The 23,568-nt window shown below is 70.5% G+C and carries 23 protein-coding genes; 19 read left to right on the forward strand and 4 right to left on the reverse strand.

What is annotated here, in order from left to right:
- Positions 1-2 precede the first annotated feature (2 nt).
- From Q1N79_RS25080 to Q1N79_RS25095, 4 genes are all read right to left on the reverse strand, one after another.
- Positions 3-194 carry a hypothetical protein gene (locus tag Q1N79_RS25080; RefSeq protein WP_300613056.1) on the reverse strand — a complete coding sequence of 64 codons (192 nt, stop codon included), beginning with the start codon at positions 192-194 and terminating at the stop codon, positions 3-5.
- A gap of 124 nt (positions 195-318) precedes the next feature.
- Positions 319-1,056 carry an SDR family NAD(P)-dependent oxidoreductase gene (locus Q1N79_RS25085; RefSeq protein ID WP_300613060.1) on the reverse strand — a complete coding sequence of 246 codons (738 nt, stop codon included), beginning with the start codon at positions 1,054-1,056 and terminating at the stop codon, positions 319-321.
- Positions 1,053-1,751: an SDR family NAD(P)-dependent oxidoreductase gene (locus tag Q1N79_RS25090; protein WP_300613062.1), complete on the reverse strand. Its 699-nt coding sequence runs from the start codon at positions 1,749-1,751 to the stop codon at positions 1,053-1,055. The genes Q1N79_RS25085 and Q1N79_RS25090 overlap by 4 nt, the downstream gene beginning before the upstream one ends.
- 85 nt (positions 1,752-1,836) lie before the next feature.
- Positions 1,837-2,763 (reverse strand): LysR family transcriptional regulator, encoded by a 927-nt coding sequence (locus tag Q1N79_RS25095; protein ID WP_300613064.1) that lies wholly within the window; start codon positions 2,761-2,763, stop codon positions 1,837-1,839.
- Positions 2,764-2,838: 75 nt separating this feature from the next.
- On the opposite strand from Q1N79_RS25095, the gene Q1N79_RS25100 reads away from it, so the two are divergent.
- From Q1N79_RS25100 to Q1N79_RS25190, 19 genes are all read left to right on the forward strand, one after another.
- Positions 2,839-3,750: a LysR family transcriptional regulator gene (locus Q1N79_RS25100; protein ID WP_300613066.1), complete on the forward strand. Its 912-nt coding sequence runs from the start codon at positions 2,839-2,841 to the stop codon at positions 3,748-3,750.
- A gap of 97 nt (positions 3,751-3,847) precedes the next feature.
- Positions 3,848-4,801, forward strand: a complete 954-nt coding sequence (locus tag Q1N79_RS25105) for a fumarylacetoacetate hydrolase family protein (protein WP_300613068.1) — start codon at positions 3,848-3,850, stop codon at positions 4,799-4,801.
- Positions 4,794-5,714 (forward strand): VOC family protein, encoded by a 921-nt coding sequence (locus tag Q1N79_RS25110; RefSeq protein WP_300613070.1) that lies wholly within the window; start codon positions 4,794-4,796, stop codon positions 5,712-5,714. Before Q1N79_RS25105 ends, Q1N79_RS25110 begins: the two co-directional genes overlap by 8 nt.
- A 10-nt stretch (positions 5,715-5,724) precedes the next feature.
- Positions 5,725-6,969 (forward strand): substrate-binding domain-containing protein, encoded by a 1,245-nt coding sequence (locus tag Q1N79_RS25115; RefSeq protein ID WP_300613072.1) that lies wholly within the window; start codon positions 5,725-5,727, stop codon positions 6,967-6,969.
- Complete coding sequence (locus Q1N79_RS25120; protein WP_300613074.1) at positions 6,947-8,527, forward strand: sugar ABC transporter ATP-binding protein; 1,581 nt, start codon at positions 6,947-6,949, stop codon at positions 8,525-8,527. The genes Q1N79_RS25115 and Q1N79_RS25120 overlap by 23 nt, the downstream gene beginning before the upstream one ends.
- Complete coding sequence (locus Q1N79_RS25125; protein ID WP_300613076.1) at positions 8,524-9,480, forward strand: ABC transporter permease; 957 nt, start codon at positions 8,524-8,526, stop codon at positions 9,478-9,480. The genes Q1N79_RS25120 and Q1N79_RS25125 overlap by 4 nt, the downstream gene beginning before the upstream one ends.
- Positions 9,477-10,475 (forward strand): ABC transporter permease, encoded by a 999-nt coding sequence (locus Q1N79_RS25130; RefSeq protein ID WP_300613078.1) that lies wholly within the window; start codon positions 9,477-9,479, stop codon positions 10,473-10,475. Before Q1N79_RS25125 ends, Q1N79_RS25130 begins: the two co-directional genes overlap by 4 nt.
- A complete protein-coding gene (locus Q1N79_RS25135; protein ID WP_300613080.1) occupies positions 10,472-10,891 on the forward strand; it encodes a VOC family protein in 420 nt (139 codons plus the stop codon). Before Q1N79_RS25130 ends, Q1N79_RS25135 begins: the two co-directional genes overlap by 4 nt.
- Before the next feature lie 34 nt (positions 10,892-10,925).
- Positions 10,926-11,900: a cyclase family protein gene (locus Q1N79_RS25140; RefSeq protein ID WP_300613082.1), complete on the forward strand. Its 975-nt coding sequence runs from the start codon at positions 10,926-10,928 to the stop codon at positions 11,898-11,900.
- A gap of 27 nt (positions 11,901-11,927) precedes the next feature.
- A complete protein-coding gene (locus Q1N79_RS25145) occupies positions 11,928-12,353 on the forward strand; it encodes a nuclear transport factor 2 family protein (RefSeq protein ID WP_300613084.1) in 426 nt (141 codons plus the stop codon).
- Entirely contained in the window at positions 12,353-15,127 is a 2,775-nt protein-coding gene (hisD, locus tag Q1N79_RS25150) for a histidinol dehydrogenase (RefSeq protein ID WP_300613086.1), read from the forward strand. The genes Q1N79_RS25145 and hisD overlap by 1 nt, the downstream gene beginning before the upstream one ends.
- Complete coding sequence (locus Q1N79_RS25155; protein ID WP_300613089.1) at positions 15,124-15,915, forward strand: SDR family NAD(P)-dependent oxidoreductase; 792 nt, start codon at positions 15,124-15,126, stop codon at positions 15,913-15,915. Before hisD ends, Q1N79_RS25155 begins: the two co-directional genes overlap by 4 nt.
- A 46-nt stretch (positions 15,916-15,961) precedes the next feature.
- A complete protein-coding gene (locus tag Q1N79_RS25160) occupies positions 15,962-17,092 on the forward strand; it encodes an FAD-dependent monooxygenase (RefSeq protein WP_300613091.1) in 1,131 nt (376 codons plus the stop codon).
- 4 nt (positions 17,093-17,096) lie between these two features.
- Positions 17,097-18,128 carry an amidohydrolase family protein gene (locus tag Q1N79_RS25165; RefSeq protein ID WP_300613093.1) on the forward strand — a complete coding sequence of 344 codons (1,032 nt, stop codon included), beginning with the start codon at positions 17,097-17,099 and terminating at the stop codon, positions 18,126-18,128.
- Complete coding sequence (locus tag Q1N79_RS25170; RefSeq protein WP_300613094.1) at positions 18,125-19,105, forward strand: ornithine cyclodeaminase family protein; 981 nt, start codon at positions 18,125-18,127, stop codon at positions 19,103-19,105. The genes Q1N79_RS25165 and Q1N79_RS25170 overlap by 4 nt, the downstream gene beginning before the upstream one ends.
- A gap of 27 nt (positions 19,106-19,132) precedes the next feature.
- Complete coding sequence (locus tag Q1N79_RS25175) at positions 19,133-20,152, forward strand: dihydrodipicolinate synthase family protein (RefSeq protein WP_300613096.1); 1,020 nt, start codon at positions 19,133-19,135, stop codon at positions 20,150-20,152.
- Positions 20,153-20,281: 129 nt separating this feature from the next.
- The gene (locus tag Q1N79_RS25180; protein ID WP_300613098.1) at positions 20,282-21,361 is read left to right on the forward strand and encodes an LLM class flavin-dependent oxidoreductase; all 1,080 of its coding nucleotides are present in this window, start codon (positions 20,282-20,284) and stop codon (positions 21,359-21,361) included.
- 49 nt (positions 21,362-21,410) lie between these two features.
- Positions 21,411-21,983, forward strand: a complete 573-nt coding sequence (locus Q1N79_RS25185) for an RNA polymerase sigma factor (protein ID WP_300613100.1) — start codon at positions 21,411-21,413, stop codon at positions 21,981-21,983.
- Positions 21,976-23,514 carry a sialidase family protein gene (locus Q1N79_RS25190; RefSeq protein ID WP_300613102.1) on the forward strand — a complete coding sequence of 513 codons (1,539 nt, stop codon included), beginning with the start codon at positions 21,976-21,978 and terminating at the stop codon, positions 23,512-23,514. Before Q1N79_RS25185 ends, Q1N79_RS25190 begins: the two co-directional genes overlap by 8 nt.
- Positions 23,515-23,568: the final 54 nt, after the last annotated feature.

Raw genomic sequence — 23,568 nt, forward strand, 5'->3', positions numbered from 1 at the left:
GCCTATGCCTCCGGCGCTCGGATCGGGTCGTGTAGCAGTCCGCCAAGCACCCCCGTGCCGAGTGTCTGCATCAGGTCCGCCGTGAACGCGCCGTCCGGCGCGGTGCGCACCACGGGCACGGGCCCGTCGGCGGCGAACACGGACACACCGCGCTCGTCATGGCCGGTCACGACCCGGCGGGGAATGGAGGGCATCGCAAGCTCCGCATTCATCGCTGCTGGCAATTGCTGGGCTTCATCTCAACACGGCGCGGTCGTCGCGGGCAGTGCACCAGCGATCGGGTTTGGTGATGGCTGGTATGCACAGCGCGCCGTCGGCTCAGTAGACCGCGCGCCCACCGGACAGGTCGAACGTCGCGCCGGTGCTGAACGAGCATCGCTCGGAGGCGAGCCAGGACACGAGCTCAGCCAGTTCCTGCGGTCGGCCCATGCGGCCCATCGGGATGCGCGACAGAAACAGCCGCCGCTCCTCTTCCGGCGCCTTGTCGGTGAGGCCAGCGTCGATCACTCCTGGCACGACGCAGTTCACCAGGACACCGGTCTTGGCCGTCTCCTTGCCCACTGACTTGGTGAAGGCGATCACGCCGGCCTTGGACGCGGAGTATGCGGACATGTCCGGATTGCCGTCCTTCCCCGCGATTGAGGCGATGTTCACGACCCGGCCGTAGCCTCCGGCGATCATCGGCGGCAGGCAGGCGCGGGTGCAGTGGAACACGCCGACGAGGTTGACCATGATCACCCGCTGCCAGGCGCCCGGCGGGTAGGCGGTCACCGGCGCGGTCGGGCCGGCGATGCCGGCGTTGTTGACTAGGACGTCGACGCGGCCCCACCGGCCGAGCACGGCGTCGCGCATCGCCGCGGCGGAGTCCGGGTCGGTCACGTCGACTCGCACCATCAGCGTCTGCTCCGTCCCCGGCCCGGAGTCGGCCGCGGTGGGGGCGTCGATGTCCGCGATCGCCACGCGGAATCCGTCGGCGCGCAGCCGCGCCGTGATCGCGCCGCCGAGGCCGCCGACCCCCCCGGTGACGATCGCCACCCGTGCGTTTGCCGAGGTCATCGCGGAATCAGCCCTCCATCCACGCACAGCGTCTGGCCGGTGAGCGCGGCGGCGGCGTCCGAGGCGAGGAACGCCACCGTGGCGGCCACGTCGCCGGGCGCCAGCGGGCGCGGCAGCGCCTGGCGGGATACCACGTCCTCGAACAGCGCGGCGGGCTGGCCGACCCGGGCGGCGGGGGTGTCGGTCAGCCCGGGCGCGACGCAGGTGACCGCGATTTCGTCCCCGCCGAGTCCGACGGCGAGGGTCCTGGCCAGCGCGATCAGCGCGCCCTTGCTGGTGATGTAGGCGAGCATGTCACCGGCGGGCGGCGACCAGACGGTGTCGGAGGCTACGAAGATGATCCGGCCGAAACCGCGCGCCGCCATGCCAGGAGCGAACGCCTGGGCCAGCAGCAGCGCCGCCTCCACGTTGACCGCCTGGACCCGCCGCCAGCCGGCTAGGTCTACCGCGGCCAGGTCCGCCTTGTCGAAGGCGGCCGCGGCGTGCACCAGCACGTCGCAGCGGCCGTGCGCGCGCAGCACGGCGGCGGCGGCGGCGTGCACCTGGTCAGCGACAGACAGGTCGACCGGCGGGTCGCCGGCCTGGTCGAGGACCGCCACGGTATGCCCGCGGGCGGCCAGTTCCGCCGCGATCGCGCCGCCGATGGCGCCCGCGCCGCCGGTGATCACGGCCACCCGGCCCGCATGTTCTCCCATGACCGGGAACGTAACACCGAGCAGGCGCCGCTATGTCAGGCATTGCCAATGGGAATTCACCGCGGAGGGGCGCGCCCGATCCGGCTCAGCGCTGCCGCGGTACCGGGCTGAGCGCGCCCGCCGTGTCGCGCAGCACTCCGCGCAGCCAGGACAGCGCGGGGTCGGCGGACCGGGTGGGGTGCCACCAGGCGGCCTCGATCAGTTCCACGGTGCCGAACGGCGGCTCCACCACGAGCACCCCCGCCGGGTCCGCCACCCGGCGAGCCAGCCGCTCGGGGACGATCGCCAAGAGGTCCGTCCCGGCGACGACGAACGGCAGCGGCAGCCACCCGGTGACCCGGACCTGTACCCGCCGCCGCACGCCGAGTTCGTCAAGTACCCGCTCGGGCGGGTTCAGCCCGCCATGGCCGAATGAGGCAGCCGCCTGCGGCAGCGCGCCGATGTCCTCGAGCGACAGCCAGCCGTCCCGCAGCCGGGGGTTGGCCGGATCCACCACACACACGAACCGGTCGCGGAACAGCACCTCGGACTCGCCGGGAAAGGCGAACCCCATTGGGCCGATGAGCAGGTCGTGCTCGCGCAGCCGCCGGTCGCTGTCCTGCATGTCCCGCGGGATCGGCGACAATCGCAGCCCCACCATCGGGGCCTGCTCGTGCACCCGGCGCAGCAGCGGCTCGATGAGCACGGTCACCGCGTAGTCCGACAGCGTGATGCTGAAGACCTGCTCGCTCTTGCCGGGCACGAACGTCTCGGTCCGTCCGAAGGCCGCGTCCATCAGTCGCAGCGACTCCGACACCGCGGGCAGCAGCGACTTCGCCAGCGGCGTCAGGCAGTAGTCCCGCCCGTTCCTGACCAGCAACTCGTCCTTGTAGTGGCGCCGAAGCCGGCCGAGCGCGATCGACATCGAGGGCTGGCTCAGGCCGAGCCGCGCTCCGGCGTGCGTGACGTTCTCCTCCTCGAGAAGCGCTCGCAATGTCACGAGCAGGTTGAGATCGACGCCTCCGAGCGGCATGCCCATATGCTGGCATTTACCTGGGAAAATGTCACGAGTTGTTTACCGGACTGTAATTGGAGGCGGAGCTTCTCCATGGCGGGCGTCTCCTCGATCGACCTCAACCTTCTTATCGCGCTTGGCGCGCTGCTTGAGGAGCGGAACCTGACGCGGGCCGGGGAGAAGACCAACATGAGCCAGCCCGCGATGAGCGCGGCGCTGGCCAGGCTGCGCCGTCACTTCGGCGACGAGCTGCTCGTGCGGGACGGCCGCCAGTACCGGCTGACACCGCTGGCCGAGGGGCTGCTGCCCGACGTCCGTGACGCGCTGCGCCAGGTGGAGCGGACGCTGGAGGCGCGGCCGGAGTTCGATCCGGCGACGAGCACGAGGACGTTCTCGCTGGCGATGTCCGATTACGCGGTCACCGTGCTGGTCGACCCGCTGCTCCGGCGGGTGCAGGAGCTGGCCCCTGGGGTCGGGCTGACGGTGAATCCGATCCCCCCCGACATGCACGAGACCGACCGGGGCCTGCTCCAGCACGACCTGATGATCGCCCCGCTGGGCTTCCCGTTTCCAGGGGAGTCGGAGGAAATCTTCCGCGACAGGTACGTGTGCCTCATCGACCCGGGCAACCTGCGGCTGGTTGGCGGCGCCCTCAGCCTGGCCGACTTCGGTGAACTGCCGCAAGCCGTCGCCACGTTCGGGCAACGGGAGGTGCTCAATCAGGCGGAACTGGCGCTCACGGTGCTCGGCGTCCCGCGCCACGTCCAGGTGACCACGGTCGGCTGGCTGCCGCTGCCGTTCGTGGTGGCCGGGACCGATCTGGTCGCGGTCGTCCCCGAACGGCTGGCCAGGCGGGTAGCAGGCACCGCAGGGGTGACGGTGTGCGAGCCGCCGTTCGGGACCATCGAGCTGGTCGAGGCCGTGTGGTGGCACCCCACCCGCAGCGGCGACCAGGCGCTGCGCTGGCTGCGGTCGATCGCCGCGGAGGTGGCCGCCCCATTGTGACCTGGCTGCTCATGCCAGGTATTGGTGATCGATATTTTGCAGGTCACAGGCCCGCTCTTACGATTCCGGCAACTGATCGGACGGCGGGGAGGTGGCCGTGGCGTACACCCCGGGCAGCCACGCGGGCCCGTTCGCGGTGGGCATGTTCGCCGACGGCCGCCGCGAGTTCGCCGGCCTGGTTGCTGGCGAGCGGGTGCGCGAGATCGGCGCGGACACCGGGGCGCTGCTGCGCGACTGGGACGCCGCCCTGGCCTGGCTCGGCGAGCTGGCCGCAGGCGACGGCGGTGGCCGTGACTGGCGCCCGCTTGCGGAGGGCTTGCGCGTGCTGCCCCCGGTCCGCCCTGGGCAGATCCTGCAGTCCGGCGCCAACTACCGGCAGCACGTGATCGACCTGCACGTCGCCGAGGGCGGGGACCGGGCCGAGGCGGAGGCGCTCATGGATGCCCGCGCCGCGACCGGCGAGCCGTACATTTTCACCGGGCTGCCGAGTGCGATGTGCGGGCCCGCCGACGACGTGGTCCTCCCAGTCGAGGGCACCAGGCACGACTGGGAGCTGGAAATCGCGGTGGTGATCGCCAAGCCCGTCCGGCGGGTCAGCCGCGACGACGCGATGGGATGCGTCGCCGGCTACACGATCTGCAACGACATCACCACCAGGGACCTGGTGTACCGGCCGGACCTGCAGCGGATTGGCACCGACTGGACACGGGCGAAGAACCGGCCCACATTCCTGCCCACCGGGCCCTACCTGGTGCCGACGGCCTTCGCCGGCGACCCGGCCGACATGTTGATCACGCTGCGGCACAACGGCGTCGTCCGGCAGCACGAACTGGCCAAGGACATGATCTTCGACGTCCCGCGGCTGGTGTCCTACGCCTCCGCGCTGGTCCCGCTGTCGCCGGGGGACCTGCTGCTCACCGGCTCGCCCGCCGGGAACGGCGCACACTGGGGTGTCTTCCTCGCGCCCGGCGACGTCATGGAGGCGGAGATCACCGGCCTCGGCCGCCAGCGGAACACCTGTGTTAGCGAGAGGGTCACCACACATGCCTGAAGGGCTCATCACCCACCTTCGCCACGTCGACATCGCCGTCCCGGATTACGCGAAGCAACTCGACTTCTACACGAGCGTCTGGGGGCTTACCCAGACCGGCGGCGATACCGGGGTCGCGTTCCTCGCCGCCGAAGGCTCGCCGGAGCAGTACGTGCTGCGGCTGCGCGAGGGCGGCAAGCGGCTCGACCTTATCGCGTTCGGCGCGGCCAGCCGCGCGCACGTCGACGAGCTCGCGCAGCGGCTGGCGGCGGCCGGGGTGAGGCTGGTCAGCGAGCCCGGCCCGGTCGGCACCCCCGGCGGCGGCTACGGATTCAGGTTCTTCGACATCGACGGCCGCACGATCGAAGTGTCCTGCGATGTGGCGGTGCGCGCGCACCGGCTGGTCGAGGAGAAGGAGGCGATCCCGGTCCGCCTGTCGCACGTGGTGCTGAATTCTTCCGACATCGACGCGACGCGGGACTGGTACGCCAGCCACCTCGACTTCCGGCTGTCGGACACCCTCCGCGGCGTCATGCACTTCATGCGCTGCAACCCGCGCCACCACAGCTTCGCGATCGCCCGCGGCCCGCACGTGTCAGTGCACCACATCTCGTTCGAGATGCGCGGCCTGGACGAGTACATGCGCGGCAGCGGGCGGGTGATTCGCTCCGGCGCCCGGTTCATCTGGGGTCCGGGCCGGCACCTGGCAGGCGACAACACCTTCAGCTACTTCCTCGATCCGCAAGGCAACACGATCGAGTACACCACCCAGCTTCAGGAACTCGACGAAGACAGCTGGCACCCGCACATCTACGACATGCGCGACCCGGCTGTCCAGGACCAGTGGGGAACGGCGAACCCGATGAACGAGCTCGTCGCGAAGGAAAGCTTCAACGACGTCGACCCGGGGCTCTTCAAGGCCCCGCCCCTATAAGGAGAACCGAATGAGACATAAAACCGTGCGGCTGACGCTTGGCCTCGGTGGCGCGCTGCTGCTCGCCGCGGCCACCGCGTGCTCGTCGAGCTCGTCGACCACGACCGCGCCGAGCTCGTCGAGCTCACCGACGGCGAGTGCTAGCTCCGCGTCCGCGCTCACCGGGAGCTGCGGGACGATCCCGGACATCGCCTACAACGACCAGAGCGGGCTGGTGGCCTCGCTGGGCAGCTACGCCGCGAACTACGACGGCTTTGACGGCACGATCTACAAGTCGCCCTGGTCTACCTGGAAGGGCCTGACCGGCAAGATCAAGGTCGGCATCCTCATCGACGGCCTGAGCAACGGCTTCCAGCCCGTGCTCGAGAGCTCGCTCGAGTCCGACCTGCAGGCCTACGGCTACTCCACGATCGCGCTCGTGCCGTCTTCGGCCTCGGTGACGGACCAGCTGCAGGGGTATCAGACGCTGCTCAACGATGGCGTCAACATGATCATCGCCCAGGCGCAGTCCCCGACCGCGTACAACTCGCTTATCGACAAGGCGGCCAAGGAAGGCATTCCGACGATCGGCGTGCTGAACGAAATCGCCGACGCGAACGCGGTCAACGTGGTGCCGAACTCGGTGCTCGGCGGTATGAAGCTCGCGCAGTTCGTGGTGCAGCAGGCGAAGGGCAAGGGCCTGGTCCTGTTCCTCCACGGGATCCCCGGGGTGCCGATCGACACCGACACCGCGAATGGCGCGAACGACGTGCTGAAGCTCTGCCCGCAGATCACGACCAACGAGTCGATCGTGACCCAGTTCGAGGCGTCGATCGCCAAGCAGCAGGTGCTGAGCTACCTCAACACGCACCCCCAGCCGGTGGCCGGCGTGATCACGGCGGGGCCGTTCACCTCCGGCGTGATCGAGGCGTTCGAGCAGGCCGGCCGGACCGTCCCGGTCATCACGAACAACGGCCTGGACGACGGTGGCCTCGCCTACTGGCTGCAGCACGAGTCAACCTTCGACGGTGTCGCGCTGGCGAACACCCCCAACGGCCTGGCCTACGCGGCGTCTGTCGTGGCGCACAAGATGCTGATCGGCGACGGCGTGAAGATCAACACGCTGGCGATCGACCCGCCGCTGGCGACCAGCGCCGACCTGACGCAGTACGTGGACGTGAGCTCGAGCTGGACGATCAACTCCGCTGGAACCGCGATCGGCCCGCCAAGCGCGTACGTGTCTGGCGCCTACATTGACTCCATCTTCACCAAGTGAGACTCCGGCAGGCCTGACGGCAAAGGCGGGCTCGGTCGCGCTGCGCGTCACCGGGCTCGCCAAGGCCTTCGGCCCGACGGTGGCCCTGCGCTCCTGCTCGGCGGAGTTCCGCGCGGGCGAGGTGCACGCGATCATCGGCGAGAATGGCTCGGGCAAGTCCACCCTGGTGAAGATCCTCACCGGGGTGCACCGGCCGGACGCCGGGTCCGTCGAGCTCGCGGACACCGCCGGACGCCTGGTTGCGGCGCCCGCGCTGCGCAGCCCGGCCGCCGCCATCAGCGCGGGGATCATGGCGGTGTTCCAGGAGGTGCTCGTCGTCGACTCCCGCTCGGTCCTTGACAACGCCTGGCTCGGCGCGGACACCACGTTCGGCGCTCCCCTGCCCGATCCCGAGCGCCGACGACGGGCGAGGGCGGCGTTCGCCGAACTGCTGCCCGGCGGCATCGACCTCGACGCCCCCGCCGGCGCGCTTCCCCTGTCCCAGCGGCAGGCATGCGCGATCGTCCGCGTGCTGCTGCGCGAGCCGCGGGTGCTGATCCTGGACGAGGCGACGTCCGCGCTCGACGTCGCCACCAGGGACCGGCTGTTCGTCGCGATCGGACGCCGTCGCACGGGCGGGATGTGCATGCTGTTCATCTCGCACCGGATGGACGAGATCGGCGAGATCGCCGACCGCGTGACCGTGCTGCGCTCGGGAGAGTCCGTGGGCACGCTGACCCGCGCCGAGGCCACGCCGGACAAACTCGTGCAGCTGATGACCGGCACGGACCACCTGGCCGGCGGCAAGAGCGCGCACCAGCGGCTCGAGCGCCCCGCGTCGGCCGATGGCGTGCTCGAGGTGCGCGACCTGAGGCTGCGGCCGGGCGCGGCGCCGGTATCTTTCACGCTCAGCGCGGGGGAGGTCGTCGGACTGGCCGGGCTCGAGGGTCACGGACAGGACGAGTTCCTCCGCGCGCTTTGGCAGGGTCATCAGAACGGCCAGGTGCTCCGCGTCACCGGTCCGGTTCAGACGCCTATCCGGTCCGCCCGGCACGCGGCTGCGCTCGGCATCGGCTACGTGCCGCGGGATAGGCGGGCCGAATCGTTGTTCGCGCCGCTGTCGGTCCAGGAGAACTTCGGCGTGGTCACGTCCCGCGCCGACCGCAGGGCCGGCCTGCTGTCCCATGCCGCGCTGCGCGGCCGGCTCGCCGCCTACCGCGAGAGCCTTGGCATCCGGATGGGCAAGCCCACGGACCTCATCACCACGCTGTCGGGCGGCAACCAGCAGAAGGTCGTCATTGCCCGCTGGCTCGCCCGCGAGCCGCGAATCCTGCTGCTCAACGACCCGACCCGCGGCATCGACCTCGGCGCCAAACGTGATATCTACATGCTGCTCGACAAGCTCGCCGCCGACGGGGTCGCGGTCGTGATGCTGTCCACCGAGGTGGACGAGCACGTGGAGCTGATGGACCGGGTGCTCGTCTTCCGCGAGGGGACCGTGGGCGCCGTCGTGGAACGCGACGGGCTGTCGCGCGCCGCCCTGGTGTCCGCCTTCTTCGGTCAGGAGGGCAGCCGATGACGCGCTTCCTGCGATCCCGGCCATACGCGTTCGCGCTCGCGGTGTTCGTGGCGCTGCTGATCGCCAACATCGTCGCCCAGCCCAGGTTCGCGAGCCCCTCCAACTGGGCCGAAACGCTGGCCATCTTCGCGCCGTTCGCGATCGCCGCCCTCGCGTCCACACCCGCGATCATGTCCGGCGGCGGGGGCATCGACATCTCGATCGGCCCGCTGATGACCGTGATCGACATGGTCATCGTGGCCGACCTGCTGCCACACGGACTCGGCTCGGTGTGGATCGTCGTGCCCTTCTGCCTGGTCGCGGGCGCCACGGTGGGCGCGCTCAACGGCACGCTCGTCACCGTGCTGCGCTTCCAGCCGGTGGTCGCGACGCTGTGCATGAACTTCATCCTCACCGGCCTGGCTACCCAGATCGAGGGCGCGACCACGCCGCAGGGCTCCACCTGGTGGACCAATGACCTGGCCAACTCGTTCGGCCCCATCCCCGGCGGGCTGATCTCGATCGGGTTCGTGCTGCTGGTCTGGCTCGCGCTGTCCCGCACCGCCTACCTGCGGAACCTGTACGCGACCGGCGGCGACGACGCCACCGCGTTCTCCGCCGGCGTGGACGTGACCAGGGTCAGGGTCTACGCCTACGCGACCGGCGGCCTGTTCGCCGGCGTCGGCGGGCTCGCGCTGATGGCGGTGCTGCGGGAGGGCGAGGCGGGCGACGCGACGATGTACACGCTGGTCGCGCTGGCCGCGGTGGCCCTCGGCGGCACGGCGTTCACCGGCAAGCGCGGCAGCCTTATCGGCTCGCTGTTCGGCGCCGGGTGCATGTACCTGATCACGAACGTGCTCAGCGCCGCCCGCGTGCCGGACACCTGGACGGACGCGATCTACGGTGCCCTGCTGATCATCGCCGTGATCTTCGGCGCCGGGCTGGCGAGCGCGACCCAAGCGAGGACCGCATGACAACGATCAGCGCGGCACCGCGGCAGCTGGCGTCCCGGCACCACATCGCCGACCTGCAGCGACGCTTCCCGCTGCTGCAGGTCACCGCGCTGGCGGTGCTCTACCTCGTCGGCGCCGTCACGATCCCCGGCTGGATGTCGCGGGACACGATCTCCTCGATGCTGGTCATGGCCGCGCTGCTCGGGCTCGCCGGGGCCGGGCAGACGGTCGTGGTGCTCGGCGGCGGCATCGACTTTTCCGTCGGCTCCTTCATCACCGCGGGCGGCGTGTTCATCACCGAGCTCACCAGCGTGGACAACTGGCCGGTGTGGGCCGCCATCGCGCTCTCGGGCGCGGTGGCCGTCACCGGCGGCGCGCTCAACGGCGTGATCTCCTACCGGTTCCGCATCGAGCCGCTGGTCGTGACCCTCGGGGTCGGCTCGCTGCTGACCGGGGTGCTCACCGGCTGGACCAGCGGCGCGGTGACCGGTACCCCGCCGAACTGGACGGATTCGGCCGTCTCGGTCACCACGAGCACGTTCGGCATCCCCGTGCCGCCGGTCGTGGTCATCTGGGCGGTGCTCGCCGTGGTCGCCGGGATCGTGCTGGCCAGGACCAGGGCCGGGCGCAGCGTGTACCTCATCGGGACCAACCCGGTCGCCGCGAGGCGGGTCCTGGTCCGCACCGGCTGGACATGGACCGCGGGGTTCATCGTGAGCGCGCTGGTGGCCACGTTCGTGGGCATCCTGCTGGCCGGGGACGGCGGCGGGAACCTGGACGCCGGCGACCCCTACCTGTTCCTTGCGCTTACCGCGGTGATCGTCGGCGGCACGATGTTCGGCGGGCGGGGCGACTACTGGCGCACGGTGCTCGGCGCGCTCATCCTGACCGTCGTCACCTACCTGCTCGAGGCCCACAACTACAGCGCCGGCGTGCAGGAGATGGTCTACGGGCTGCTGATCATGATCGTGGTCGCCATGTACGGCCGGGAGCGGAAGGTAAGGGACAGGGTATGAACCTGCGGCACCACCACGTCGGGCTCTCGGTATCGGACTTGGAGCGGGCGAAGAGATGGTACGCGGACGTGCTTGGGATGACCGAGGGCTACGCGTTCGAGATACCGCCCTTCGGGGTGCGCGGCTGCTTCATGGTCGGCCACGGCACCCGGGTGGAGCTTTTCGAGCGGGCTGGCTCTGCCCAGGGCATCGGCGGGCAGGATCCGCCAGCCGCGTTGCTCACCCGCGGCTACGGCCACGTCGCGTTCGTCACGAGCGACCTAGACGGCGCCTTCACCGGGGTCGTCGCGTGCGGCGCGGTGCCGGTGTGGGAGCCCCGGCCATCCCCGGAGCCAGGAGTGCGGATGGCCTTCATCGCTGACGTCGACGGCAACCTCATCGAGTTCGTCGAGGCTGCCTCCGACCGTGGCGCATGAGCCGCCCCATGGCAGCCATCATGGCCGGGCACGCATGACCGAGCCCACGGGAAGCACCCTCACCGACGCGCTCGCCGAGGCCAGGCGCAAGTACCGGAACTGGGGCCGATGGGGCCCGGACGACGCGCTCGGCACGCTGAACTACATCGATGACGGCAAGCGTTCCGCCGCGGTCGCAGTTGCCCGCGCCGGCCGCGTGTTCTCGCTGGCCCTTGAGTTCAACAGGGACGGGCCGCGCAGCGGCAGCCGCGGCCGGGGCAATCCGATCCACACCATGCTCGACTCGGGCCTGGAAGCCGCCGCGGGCGCGCAGGGCCTTCCCCATGGCTTTGGCGACGCCGACGACGTCGTGTTTATGCCGCTTCGGGCAGGTACCCACTGGGACGGCCTCGGACATGTATACGACAAGGGGTTCGCCTGGAACGGGCGGCGCTGCGAGGACGTGGTGACCGGAGCCGGCGACCAGGTGACCGGTGTCGAGCGGCAGGCGGCCTCGTTCGTCACCCGCGGCGTGCTGCTCGACGTGGGCCGCGCCGTCGGCGACGGGGAACTGCCCGACGGTTTCGTGATCACCGAGCACCACCTGCGGACGACGATCGCGGCACAAGGGCCGTCATCCGCGATCGACCGCGGCGACATCGTGCTGGTCAGGACCGGCCAGCTGGCCCGCTGCCGCCGCCTGGCCGGCTGGGGCGGGTACACGACGGGGGCGGCGCCAGGCCTGTCGTTCGGTGTGCTCGGCTGGCTGCACGGCAGCGAGATCGCCGCCGTCGCGACCGACACGTTCACCGTCGAGGTCAGGCCGCACGAGTTCGACCCGCCCTGCGTCCTGCCCCTGCACCAGATCGCGATTCCCAACATCGGGCTCTTCCTCGGGGAGATGTTCGACACCGACGCGCTGGCCGCCGACTGCGCCGCCGACGGAGTCTACGAGTTCCTCCTGGTCGCCGCGGGCCTGCCGATCACCGGCGGGGTCGGCGCGCCGGTCAACCCCATCGCCATCAAATGACGCCGCCATCCGCAGATTGGAGCCCCAGTGGAACGAGCCGACTTCGACACTTACATCAGCCGCTTCAACAAGGAGGATCCAGGGGCCTTCGAGGACTACATGGCGCCCGACGTCCACATGCTGAACGGCACCCTTGCGCTCAATGGCGTTGCCGAGGTGAAGGAGCACTACGCGCGGATCTGGCGTTCGATGCGCGAGTCGCTCAACGTCGAGCGGTTCGTCAGCGACGAGCAGACCGCCGCGATCCAGATGCACACCCATTTTGCGGTGCTTACCGAAGACCCTAACTCACCCTTCGGCCTCATCCGTGCCGGCGAGACTTTCGACTTCCATGGCCTGATCATGTACCGGTTGCGCGCGGACGGGAAGTTCGCCGATGTCAGGGTCGCCTACAACAGCTTCATCTACACCCGTGCCGACGGCACCGCTACCGACCTCGGGATACCGCACTGATGCCCGGACCGTTCACCGGCCGGCTGCTGCGCCCCGGCGATGAGGGGTTCGGCGACGCCGCGGTCGGCCGGATCTTCAACAAGCGGCGGCCGTCCCGGCGGCCGGCCGCCGTGCTGTGCGCCGCCGATGCCGCCGACGTGGCAGCCGGGGTGCGGCTGGCCCGCGAGGAGGGGCTGCGGGTCGCCGTCCGCTCCGGCGGGCACAGCTGGGCCTCCTGGTCGCTGCGGGACAACACGCTGCTCATCGACTTGGCCGCCTTTACCGGCCTGAGCTATGACGAGGAAACGGGAATCGTCACCGCCGGCCCGGCGGTTCGCGGCGGCAGCGACCTCGACCCGTTCCTCGCCGCCCAGGACCGGTTCTTCGCCGGCGGGCACTGCCCGACCGTGGGAATCGGCGGCTTCCTGCTGCAGGGCGGGATGGGCTGGAACTGCCGAGGCTGGGGCTGGGCGGCGGAGTCCATCGCGGCGGCCGAGGTAGTTACCGCGGGCGGCGAGATCCTCTGGTGCGACGAGGCCGACAACGCCGACCTGTTCTGGGCGGCGCGCGGGGGCGGGCCCGGATTCTTCGGCGTGGTCACGGCGTTCCGGCTGCGCACCAGGCCAAGGTACCGCGAGCTGACCCAGACCACCTACGTGTACCCGGCGTCGGTGGCGGCCGAGGTGCTCGCCTGGCTGCACGCCGCACGTCACGACGTGCCGCGGTCGGTCGAGCTTGTCGCGGTCGGTATCACTCCGCCGCTGCCGCCGGAGCTTGACGGCGGCGGGCCGGCCCTGGTCGTGGACGGGGTCACCTTCGATGGCGGCCCGGCCGCGCTTGCCGCGCTGGACACCTGTCCGGTCGCGGGCAAGGCCCTGGTCCGCAAGATCGGCCAGCCGGTGACGATCTCCGAGCTGCGGGCCGAGCAGCTGCGCGCCAATCCCGAAGGGCACCGCTACTTCGTCGACAATGCCTATCTCGCCGGCGATCCCGGGTCGCTGATCCCGGCGCTGACGCCGGCGTTCACCGGGCTGCCGACGGCCAAGTCATTTTCTCTCTGGTTCGACCTCGCTGGCAGGCCGGCCTCGCCTGAGCCTGGCCGGCCGATGCCGGACATGGCGCTGTCCCTGCAGACCGACATCTACTTCGCCACCTATGTCGTGTGCGAGTCGCCAGCCAGCGACCCGCACTGCCGGAGCTGGGTCGATGACACGATGCGCCGCCTGAGGCCGTTCGCGGCCGGCTGCTACCTGGGCGACAGCGACTTCACCGTCCGGCCCGACCGGTTCATGAGTGACGCCGCCTGGCAGCGCTTCGGCCAGATCCGCGCCGCCCGCGACCCCGGCCGGCTCTTCGCGGGTTACGACATCGCGGACGAGTCCGCGCTGAACCGTCCCGCCGGGGCCATCGACCGTGACCGACCGATCCCGACAGACCCAGGACGTGGAGTGTTACCGGCAATGAGCAAGGCATACCTGAAGAAAGCGGTTCCCGCGGCGCAGGTCGCCGCCGGCCTGGCCGAGGTCAAGGAGACCGTCGGGGCCGTCATCGGCGACATCCGCGAGCGCGGCGACGAGGCGCTGCGGGAGTACTCGGCGAAGTTCGACAACTGGTCGCCGGAGAGCTTCCGGCTGTCCGCGGCGCAGATCGAGGACGTCGTGGCGGCCGTGCCTGAGCAGGTCATCACCGACATCCAGTTCGCACAGTCGCAGGTGCGACGGTTCGCCAGGGCGCAGCTCGCCTCGATGACCGAGATCGAGGTGGAGACCTTGCCCGGTGTCTTCCTCGGCCACAAGCACCTGCCGGTCCGCTCCGCAGGCGCGTACATTCCCGGCGGCCGGTACCCCCTCACCGCCTCCGCGCACATGACCGTGCTGACCGCGAAGGTGGCAGGCGTCGAGCGGGTCGCGGCCTGCACTCCGCCGATCCGCGGCGAGATTCCCGCGGCCACCGTCGCGGCGGCGCACCTGGCCGGCGCCGATGAGATCTACCTGCTCGGCGGCGTGCAGGCGGTCACGGCGCTCGCCCTGGGCACGCAGACGATCGGGAAGGTCGACCTGCTTGCCGGCCCAGGCAACGCCTACGTGGCCGAGGCGAAGCGGCAGCTGTTCGGCGAGGTCGGCATCGACTTGCTCGCCGGGCCGACGGAGATCTTGGTGATCGCCGATGGCGACGCCGACCCGCGGACCGTCGCGGTGGACCTGCTTTCGCAGGCCGAGCACGGCCCGGACTCCCCCGCCATCCTGGTCACCACCTCGCGGTCGCTTGGCGAGACCGTGCTGGCGTACATCGAGAAGATCCTGCCTGGCATGCCGACGGTGGACTTTGCCGGACCGGCCTGGCGCGATCACGGGCAGGTGATCGTCACAACAGACATCGATGAGGCGTTCGCGGTCGCGGACTCGTTCGCCTGCGAGCACGTGGAGGTGCTGACCGCCAGCCCGCGCGACGCGCTAGAGAAGATGCGCAGCTACGGCGCGCTGTTCCTCGGCGAGGGCACTTGCGTCTCCTATGGGGATAAGGTGATCGGCACCAACCACGTGCTCCCCACCCGCGGCGCGGCGCGCTACACGGGCGGCCTGTGGGTCGGCAAGTACCTCAAGACCGTCACCTACCAGGAGGTCCGCGACCCGCAGTCGTCCGCGCTACTCGGCGAGGTCTGCGGCCGCGCCTCCCGCGTCGAGCTCTTCGAGGGCCACGCCCGGTCCGGCGACATCCGCGCCGCGAACGTCCACGGCACCCGCCCGAGCTGGCTCGCCACAGCGCTGGACGCCGCGACACTGGACAGCAGTTGACGAGGGACACCGCGCGCCGCGGCGAGCTGGCCGGCCGCACCGCCCTGGTCACCGGTGCGGGCAACGGCCTCGGGCGGGCGATCGCGCTCGCCCTGGCCGGCTGCGGGGCGCGGGTGATCCTCACCGGGCGCACGGCGGCGACGCTGACGAAGACGGCATCCCTGATCAAGGACGAGCGCCTGGCGCGCGTCGCGCCGGCCGACGTGGCCTCGCCGGGAGCCGTCGCCGCGCTGCGGGAGGCGCTCGCGGCCGAGGAGATCGACCTCCTGGTCAACAACGCCGGGATCGGCGGGCCGGTCAAGGCGCTCACCGACATCGAACCGGGGGAGTGGGATGAGGTCTTCGGCGCCAACGTGCGGTCGGTCTACCTGATGTGCCGGGCGTTCCTGCCCGCCATGTACAACCGGGGCAGCGGCGACGTCGTCAACATCGCATCGGTCACCGGTAAGCGCCCGCTGACCAGGCGCGCCCCGTATGCGGCGTCCAAGATGGCGGTCCTCGGCCTCACCAGGACCCTCGCGTTCGAGGCCGGGCCGCTCGGCGTCCGCGTCAACTCGCTGTCTCCCGGACCCTGCCGGGGGGAGCGGATGACCCGCAACTTCACCAGGGAAGCCGCGGCCACCGGCACCACGTACGAGCAGGCAGAGCAGGCGTTCGTGTCCCGCGCCGCGCTGCACCGGCTGGTCGAAGAAGACGAGGTCGCTTCCGCCGTGCTCGCGATGCTCCGGATGCCCGGCCTGTGCGGTGCCGACATCGACCTGTCCGCCGGCATGATCGCACCGGCCTGAGAACACTCGAAACCATGACGCAGGAACTGACAATAGGGAGCACACCGTGAGCGTGTCGTCGGTGCTGATCGTCGGGGGCGGTATCACGGGCAGCGTGCTTGCCCTCGCGCTTGCGCAGCGCGGGGTCAGGGCCGACCTGGCCGAGATCACACCGCAGTGGCGCGGCACCGGCCACGGGATCACCGTCCAGGGCAACCTGCTCGCCGCGCTCGGCAAGGTCGGCGTGCTCGATGAGGTGCTGCGCCGGGGCGTGCCGTTCAACCTGCTGCGGATGCGGCAGGCCGACGGCACGCTGATCGCCGAGTTGCCGACGCCGCGCACCGGCGGTGACAGGCTGCCCGCCACCCTCGGCGCGCTGCGCTCAGACATCCAGGAGGTGCTCTGCGACCGGGTGTACGCCGCCGGCGTGCGGGTCAGCCTCGGGCTGAGCGTCCGCGCGATTGCCACCGGCGAGGGGCAGGCCCACGTCGAGTTCACCGACGGCAGCACCGGGCGCTACGACCTGGTGGTCGGCGCGGACGGCATCAGGTCCACCGTCCGGGCGATGCTCGGCATAACCACCGCGCCGCGGCCGAGCGGCATGTCGATCTGGCGGGTCGTCGCGGACCGCCCAGCCGAGATGGACTGCGCCGAGCTCTACTACGGCGGCCCTCGGTACAAGGCCGGATACAGCCCCATCTCGGCGGACAAGTGCTACGCCTACATCCTGGACACCGACGGCAGGCTCGGCGACTTCGGCGACCAGCCGGCCTGGCAGCTCATGTACGAGCGGTCCGACGGCTACGGCGGGACCTGGGGCAAGGTCCGCGACACCATCGGCCCGGACTCCAACGTCTCGCACACCAGGATCGAATGGCTGCTGGTGGACGACCCGTGGTACCGGGGGCGGGCGATCGTGATCGGCGACGCCGCCCACGCCTGCCCGCCGCTGATCGCCCAGGGCGCCGCCATGTGCGCCGAAGACGCCGTGGTCCTCGCCGAACTGGTCACCACCGACCTTCCGGTCCGGCAAGCGCTCCGGGCCTTCATGGCCCGGCGACTGCCGCGCGTCGAACTCGTCGTGCGCAACTCGATGCAGCTGGTGCGCTGGGAGATGGGCCTGGAACCGCACACGGACGCGGACGTCGCCGAGACCATGAGTTCCACCCTCGGCTTCCTCGCCGCCGCGGAGGCCTGACCTGATGACGTCGCGGCACCACCACTCCGGGCGGCCGGTGATCGACACCCACGGCCACATGCTCGTTCCCGAGGCCAGCGGCCTCGCCGAGGGTCACCCGCGGGAGTCGGCGGACGCGGCGGCCGAGCGCGCGTCGTTTACGGCCGCGTCCGTCGCGGCGAACCAGTCGCAGCTCAAGCGGGTCTGGCCGCAGCTCACCTCGGCGCGGCGGCGGCTGGCGGACCTCGACGCCATGGGCGTGGACATTCAGCTCGTCGGCCCGATGCCGATGCATCGCTACTGGGCCGAGCCTGCGCTGGCCGAGAGGCTGACCACGGTGATCAACAACGCGGTCGCCGCGCACTGCGCCGACGGCGCGGGCCGCCTTTACGGTCTCGGTACCCTCCCGCTTCAGCACCCGGCCATCGCGGTGCGCGAGCTTGAGCGCGCGGTGACCGAGCTCGGCCTTAAGGGCGTCAGTGTCTCAACCAGCGTCGACGGCCGCGAACTCGCCGACAAGGCGTTCGACCCGGTATGGGAAGCGGCGGCCGGACTCGGCGCCGTCGTCTTCATCCATCCCTGGGGCTGCTCGCTAGGTGCCCGCTTGGCCGCGAACTTCCTCGGCAACACCTTCGGCCAGCCAGCAGAGACCGCCCTGGCACTGTCCCACCTGATCTTCGGTGGCACGCTCGACCGGCATCCCGGCCTGAAGCTGCTCGCGGCACACGGCGGCGGGTTCCTGCCCACCTACATCGGACGCTCCGACCACGCCTGGGCAAACCGCCCCGACGCCCGGGGCTGTGCCCAGACCCCCAGTTCCTACCTGCGCCGGATCTGGTACGACGCCTTGGTCTACACCCCGCGGGCGCTGCGCCACCTGATCGACGCAGCCGGCGCGGACAAGGTGGTCCTCGGCACCGACTACCCCTTCGACATGGGCGTCACAGACCCGGTAGAGCGCGTACGCGCGGCCGGCCTCCCGGCCGCCGGCATCGCGGCCGTCCTCAGCGGCAACGCCGCCGCCCTCTTCACGCTGACCGAGGGAGATGGCAGGTGACCACTTTTCTCACCGATGCCGATGTCCGGGGCGTGTTCGACTGGCGCGGGGCGATCGAAGCGCTGCGTGACGCGTACTCCGTGCCTGACGACGCGGCACGGTTCCCGGCGCGCACGATGGCACGCGGGGACTTCGGCTGGCTGCGCACGCTGAGCGGCGTGCCGGCGAACACCGGGCTGATGGGCGGAAAGCTGATCGCGGCCTCGCTTGCCGGCCGCCGTGCCTGCTACCTGATCCCGCTGTTCGACCAGCGGACCGCGGAGCTGGTGGCCCTGCTCGACGGCAGCTCGGTCACCGGGTTCCGTACCGCGGCGACGTCGGCGCTGGCAGTCGATGTGCTGGCGCCCAGCAGGCCGCTGCGGGTCGGGGTCGTCGGCTCGGGGTTCGAGGCGCAGCACCATGTGCGCGCCCTGTCCGCGATCCGCGAGCTCACCACGGTCACCGTCTTCAGCCCCAACCCCGCCAGCCGCGCCAGGTTCGCGGACTCCCTGGCCGACCTCACGACGCCGCCGACGGCGGCTCGCACTGCCGAGGAAACGGTGGCAGGTGCGGACCTGGTACTGTGCGCGGCCCGCTCCCGCGATGAGACGCCGACCCTGCGGGGCGCGTGGCTCGCCCCGGCAATGACGGTCGTCTCGATCGGCTCCACGCTGCCGGAGCAGCGCGAACTGGACGCCGAGGCGATCGGGCGCGCTGACGTGATCGTCGCCGACACGGTAGACGAGGTCGCGCACGACACAGGCGACATGATCGCTGCCGCGCAGGTCGGCGTGGCCTTCGCCGGAAAGCTCATCTCGCTCGCCAGCGTGGTCTCCGGCCAGGTCCCGGGACGGCCTGACCCGCAGGCGGTCGTCCTCTACAAGTCGGCAGGCGCGGCGATCCAGGATCTCGCCGTCGCGGCGATGTGTGCGCGCCGCGCCGCCGAGCGACAGATCGGCACCCCGCTCACCGGCATCGTCACCCCGGTCAGCAAGTAATCGGGCAACCAGGAAAGGGGAGCTTTCATGGCTCGATACAACCGCGATGAGGCCAGAGACTGGGCACGCGAGACCCTGGTCGGGGCGGTCAACTGCACGATCCCCTCCTTCACAGGCGACCTGAAGGCCATTAACGAGAAGGCGATCAGGCACGACACCCGGCTGGCGCGAGAGCACGGCTTCATCGGCACGCTCGGTGTCTCCGAGGTCGCGATCACGCTGCCCGAGTACCTGAACTTCCTGCGCATCATCAAGGACGAGGCCAGCGACGACTTCGTCGTCGTCCACCACGGCAGCTGGTCCGACCTCGCGCAGAACATCGAGGCGGTCAACGGCGCCGAGGAGGCGGGCGCGGAACTGGTGCTGCTGTCCTACCCGCCGAACTTCTACCCGGAGACCGAGCAGGACATCTACGACTACACCAGGGCCGTCTGCGACGCGACGAACCTCGCGGTCATGCTCTTTCCCATGTACCTGTGGGGATTCAGCCCCCGCATCCACCCCTCCGACATCCCGGTCCGGCTGATCCGCGCTCTGATCGACGACTGCCCCAACATCGCGGTCATCAAGGCGGAAGGAGGCTTCCCCGGCATCCAGGGCGTCATCGAATGCCACCGCCATTTCGGCGCCGAGGTCGTCATCTCGATGCCGATCGAAGCCGAGCTGATCCCGCTGTCGCAGATAATGCCAATTCAGCTGTCGGCGACCAGCGACCACGAGTATTACGGCCCGATGATCCCCCGGGTCATGACGCTGCTCCGCGACAAGAAGTACGACGAGGCCGCCGACATCTACTGGCAGCTCAGCCCGGCCCGCAAGGCGAAGGCGGGCCTGGCGGGGACCCTGCACGGTGGCGCCTTCCTCAACCGGCAGGCCTGGAAGTTCCAGGGCTGGCTGCAGGGCTACAACGGCGGCCCGCTCCGCCAGCCCACGCAGCGCATCCACGACCAGCAGATGACCGTGCTCCGCAAGGGCCTGATTGACGCCGGCCTCAACCCGAGCATGGATCCCTTCCGCGACTTCTTCACCGGCCGTAACCCCGCCTGAGCTTCCCGTCGCGCCGCCAACGGAGAACCAGAATTATTTCCTCCTGGCCGCGACACCTTCGCGTTAGGGCACCGGGGATGTCAATTATCGCGAGGATCAGCCACCATTTTCGCATCGGAGGTCGAAGCCATGGGCGCGCTCAGCGACGAGATCGGCACACTGAAGTTCGTGCACACCTACGGTGTGGGCCTGCACTCGGGCGACGCCGATCCAGATGTTCACGATCCGCGCTGGCAGCGGCGCCAGGTGGAGGACTTCGTGGAGTTCGCGGTCACGGCCGAGGAACTGGGCTTCGATGGGCTTACGGTCACCGAGCATCACGCTCCGCTCATGACGTGCCCGTCTCCGCACCTGCTCCTGGCGGCCGCCGCAGTGCGGACCACCCGGATCAGGCTGGGCACCGCGGTGACCGTGCTTCCGCTGCACAGCCCGCTGCGGGTCGCGGAGGAGGCCGGGACGCTGGACTTGCTCAGCGGCGGCCGGTTCGAGCTTGGGCTCGGGCGCGGAATCCCCGGCGAGGCACAGGTCGCGGTGGGCCGGAACCTGAGCGATGACGACCTCAAGCGGGCCTGGCTCGAAGGCCTGGAGGTGGTGCGGCTGGCGCTGACCGAGCGGGACTTCACCTTCGACGGGGAGTTCTTCCCGGTAGAACGCCCAACCACGATCGCGACGCGCCCGCTCCAGGACCGGTTGCCCGTGTGGCTGGGCGGGGCGAGCCAGGAGACGATGAGGCTCGCCGCCGCGCGCGGCTGGAACGTGATGCGCAACTTCGGCAGCAACCAGGACCACAAGGACGCGCTGGAGGACTACATCAAGGTCGCCGCGGAGCACGGGTACGCCCGCTCGGGTGCGAACATGATGCTCGAGCGCTTCGTGGCGATCGGCGAGACCGAGGACCAGGCGGAGGCCAACCTCGCCAACCTGGTCCAGTCCTTCGGGCAGTTCCTCACGCTGTACGCGGCCGGCGGCCGGCGGGCCATTCCCCGGGCCGACGGCGAATTCCGCGTCGACAGCGGTGCCGCCGTGCGGAACAGGCCGGCCATCGCTGTCTCCGGTACCCCCGGCCAGATTGCCGGTGCCCTCCAGCAGGCCATCGACGAAACAGGTGCGCGGCGCCTGCTAGTCGAGACCTTCTCCCGCAAGGAGGCACGCCTGTTTGCCCGCGAGGTAATCCCGGTGCTGAAGGAGCGGAATGCGCGGGCAGCCTGACGCGGGTCGAGGCAGGGAACGGATTCCGGCGTCGCGCCAATACTTACGTGTGGACGACGAGAAGCTGCGATCCGGTCCAATCGAGGCGCCGGCGGACTTCGAGGACGCGTTCCGGGAGCACTTCGCGCAGGTTTACCGGTTCATCGCCCGGCGCGTCGGAACCGGCCTGGCCGAGGACTTGGCGGCCGAGACCTTCGCCACCGCGTACCGGCGCAGGGCTTCCTACGACCGTGAGCGCGGGTCGCTGCGATCGTGGCTGTTCGGGATCGCGGCCAACATTGTGCGCGAGCACTGGCGCGACGAGCAGCGGCTGCTGGAGCTTGACGCGCGGCTGGCGTCCGGCGGCACCGGGTCTTTCGACGATGACGCCGACTCCCGCGTGGTCGCGGCCGCGCTGGCACCGCAAATCGCGGCGGCGCTCGCGGCGCTGAACCGGGAGCAGCGCGAGGTGCTGCTGCTGCACGCGTGGGCCGACCTCAGCCACGAGGAGATCTCGGCGGCCCTGGGGATCGCCAACGGGACGGCCCGGTCGCGGCTGTCGCGGGCCCGCGCGGCGCTGCGTGCCAGGCTCGGCGAGTTCGACTTCAACCTGTGGACCTTCAAGGAGGCTGACCATGCCTGATGAGATCGACCTGCTGCGGGCGTTCCGGGCGGACACCGCGGGGCCGGATGACGCCGCCTGGGCGCGCGCGCGTGCGGCCGTGGCACAGGCCGAGGGTGCGGCCACGCCGGCCCCCCGCTCACGCCGCCGACGGCCGCGCGGGAACTGGAGATTTCCCGGGTACCGGGTCAACCGCGGCCGGGTCATTGTCGCCGCCGCCGCGGTCGCCGCCGTGGTCGCCGCCGGGGTAGTTGCGACGGTCCTGCAGGGGCCGCCGAGCCTGAGCGCGCCGGTGGCCACCGCGTGGCAGCCGGCCCGGCCGCTGCCATCCGGTTCCGGGGGCGTCACGGCTCCGGCCGGCACCTGGCGCCTGCTGAGCTACCTCGTCGCCAGGGGCTGGCAGGAGAACACGTCGGGCCCTGAGCCGGGACTGCTCACCTGCCCCACGGCGGCGACCTGCTACGTCGAGGGCGACAGCTCGACGTCGCCGAGCGGCCCGTCGGACATGAACTCGTTCTACGTCTCCAGCGACGGCGCGCAGACCTGGAGCGTGCTGCCCGTGCCGGCCGGTGTCACGTTCACGTCGGCCCTGTCGTGCGCGTCCGTGACGGACTGCTCGGCGGGCGGGCTGTACTACGGGCACCAGCCCGTGTACCTGACGACCGCGAACGGCGGGCATTCCTGGACCATGCGGCCGCTGCCCGCCGACGTGGGCCAGATCATCACATTGGCCTGCGTCACCGCCACGACCTGCCGGGGACTGGCATCAGCCGCTGGGCAGACGATGACCCATGGCTTCGGGACGCTCTTCTCCGGCACGTGGTTCTTCGTCACTTCCGACGGCGGCAGGGACTTCGCCCTGGCGTCGTTCCCCAAGGACGCGGCGATCCAGAGCGTGGCCTGCCCGACCGCCTCCCGCTGCGTAGCGATCGGCGTGTACGGCGACTTCGATCCCAAGACGGGCCCCGACCTCGACCACGGCGTGCTGCTGACATCCGATGACGGCGGCATGACCTGGCAATGGGGTACCTGGCCGAAGGGCTACGGCCCCGGCGCGGAACCCGAGGTCACCTGCGCGGACGCCAGCCACTGCGCGATGATCGGCTTCGTTGAGCACGACGGCACGGAGCGAGATCAGGTCGGCTACACGTCGGGGAAGGACGCCGCGCAGTACACCGTGATCGGGTTCTCCTCCGACGGCGGGAGGACCTGGACGACCAGCACGTTCCCGCGCTCGATGCCCTACCCGATGATCGACGCGCTGACCTGCCCCACGCCGGCGACCTGCTACGCGGCCGGAAGCGACCTCATCGCGCAGCGGATCGGCAACACGTACAACGCGGGGTCCTCGGTCGTCGCGGTCACGCACGACGCCGGCCGCACCTGGCAGCGCGTCACCTTCGCCGTCCCCGCGCAGGTACCTGGCGGGATGCAGGGCGACTCGTTCCTGGACATCGGCCAGATCCAGTGCCCGCAGGCGGACGCGTGCGTCGCGATCGGGATCTCCGACCAGGGGTCGACATCCACTCCGATTTACACCAATCACGGCTAGACATCCCTGGGTCGTGTGGGGTGCCGGTGCGACGGCGATGCAGGTGATGTCGCG

Source organism: Trebonia sp., assembly GCF_030042015.1.
Classification (GTDB): domain Bacteria; phylum Actinomycetota; class Actinomycetes; order Streptosporangiales; family Streptosporangiaceae; genus Trebonia.

Excerpts from the sequence above, each read along its gene's own strand:
- Q1N79_RS25080 (WP_300613056.1), bottom strand. The coding sequence starts at position 194 with ATGCCCTCCATTCCCCGCCGGGTCGTGACCGGCCATGACGAGCGCGGT.
- Q1N79_RS25085 (WP_300613060.1), bottom strand. The coding sequence starts at position 1,056 with ATGACCTCGGCAAACGCACGGGTGGCGATCGTCACCGGGGGGGTCGGC.
- Q1N79_RS25090 (WP_300613062.1), bottom strand. The coding sequence starts at position 1,751 with ATGGGAGAACATGCGGGCCGGGTGGCCGTGATCACCGGCGGCGCGGGC.
- Q1N79_RS25095 (WP_300613064.1), bottom strand. The coding sequence starts at position 2,763 with ATGCCGCTCGGAGGCGTCGATCTCAACCTGCTCGTGACATTGCGAGCG.
- Q1N79_RS25100 (WP_300613066.1), top strand. The coding sequence starts at position 2,839 with ATGGCGGGCGTCTCCTCGATCGACCTCAACCTTCTTATCGCGCTTGGC.
- Q1N79_RS25110 (WP_300613070.1), top strand. The coding sequence starts at position 4,794 with ATGCCTGAAGGGCTCATCACCCACCTTCGCCACGTCGACATCGCCGTC.
- Q1N79_RS25115 (WP_300613072.1), top strand. The coding sequence starts at position 5,725 with ATGAGACATAAAACCGTGCGGCTGACGCTTGGCCTCGGTGGCGCGCTG.
- Q1N79_RS25125 (WP_300613076.1), top strand. The coding sequence starts at position 8,524 with ATGACGCGCTTCCTGCGATCCCGGCCATACGCGTTCGCGCTCGCGGTG.
- Q1N79_RS25130 (WP_300613078.1), top strand. The coding sequence starts at position 9,477 with ATGACAACGATCAGCGCGGCACCGCGGCAGCTGGCGTCCCGGCACCAC.
- Q1N79_RS25135 (WP_300613080.1), top strand. The coding sequence starts at position 10,472 with ATGAACCTGCGGCACCACCACGTCGGGCTCTCGGTATCGGACTTGGAG.
- Q1N79_RS25140 (WP_300613082.1), top strand. The coding sequence starts at position 10,926 with ATGACCGAGCCCACGGGAAGCACCCTCACCGACGCGCTCGCCGAGGCC.
- hisD (WP_300613086.1), top strand. The coding sequence starts at position 12,353 with ATGCCCGGACCGTTCACCGGCCGGCTGCTGCGCCCCGGCGATGAGGGG.
- Q1N79_RS25165 (WP_300613093.1), top strand. The coding sequence starts at position 17,097 with ATGACGTCGCGGCACCACCACTCCGGGCGGCCGGTGATCGACACCCAC.
- Q1N79_RS25175 (WP_300613096.1), top strand. The coding sequence starts at position 19,133 with ATGGCTCGATACAACCGCGATGAGGCCAGAGACTGGGCACGCGAGACC.
- Q1N79_RS25180 (WP_300613098.1), top strand. The coding sequence starts at position 20,282 with ATGGGCGCGCTCAGCGACGAGATCGGCACACTGAAGTTCGTGCACACC.
- Q1N79_RS25190 (WP_300613102.1), top strand. The coding sequence starts at position 21,976 with ATGCCTGATGAGATCGACCTGCTGCGGGCGTTCCGGGCGGACACCGCG.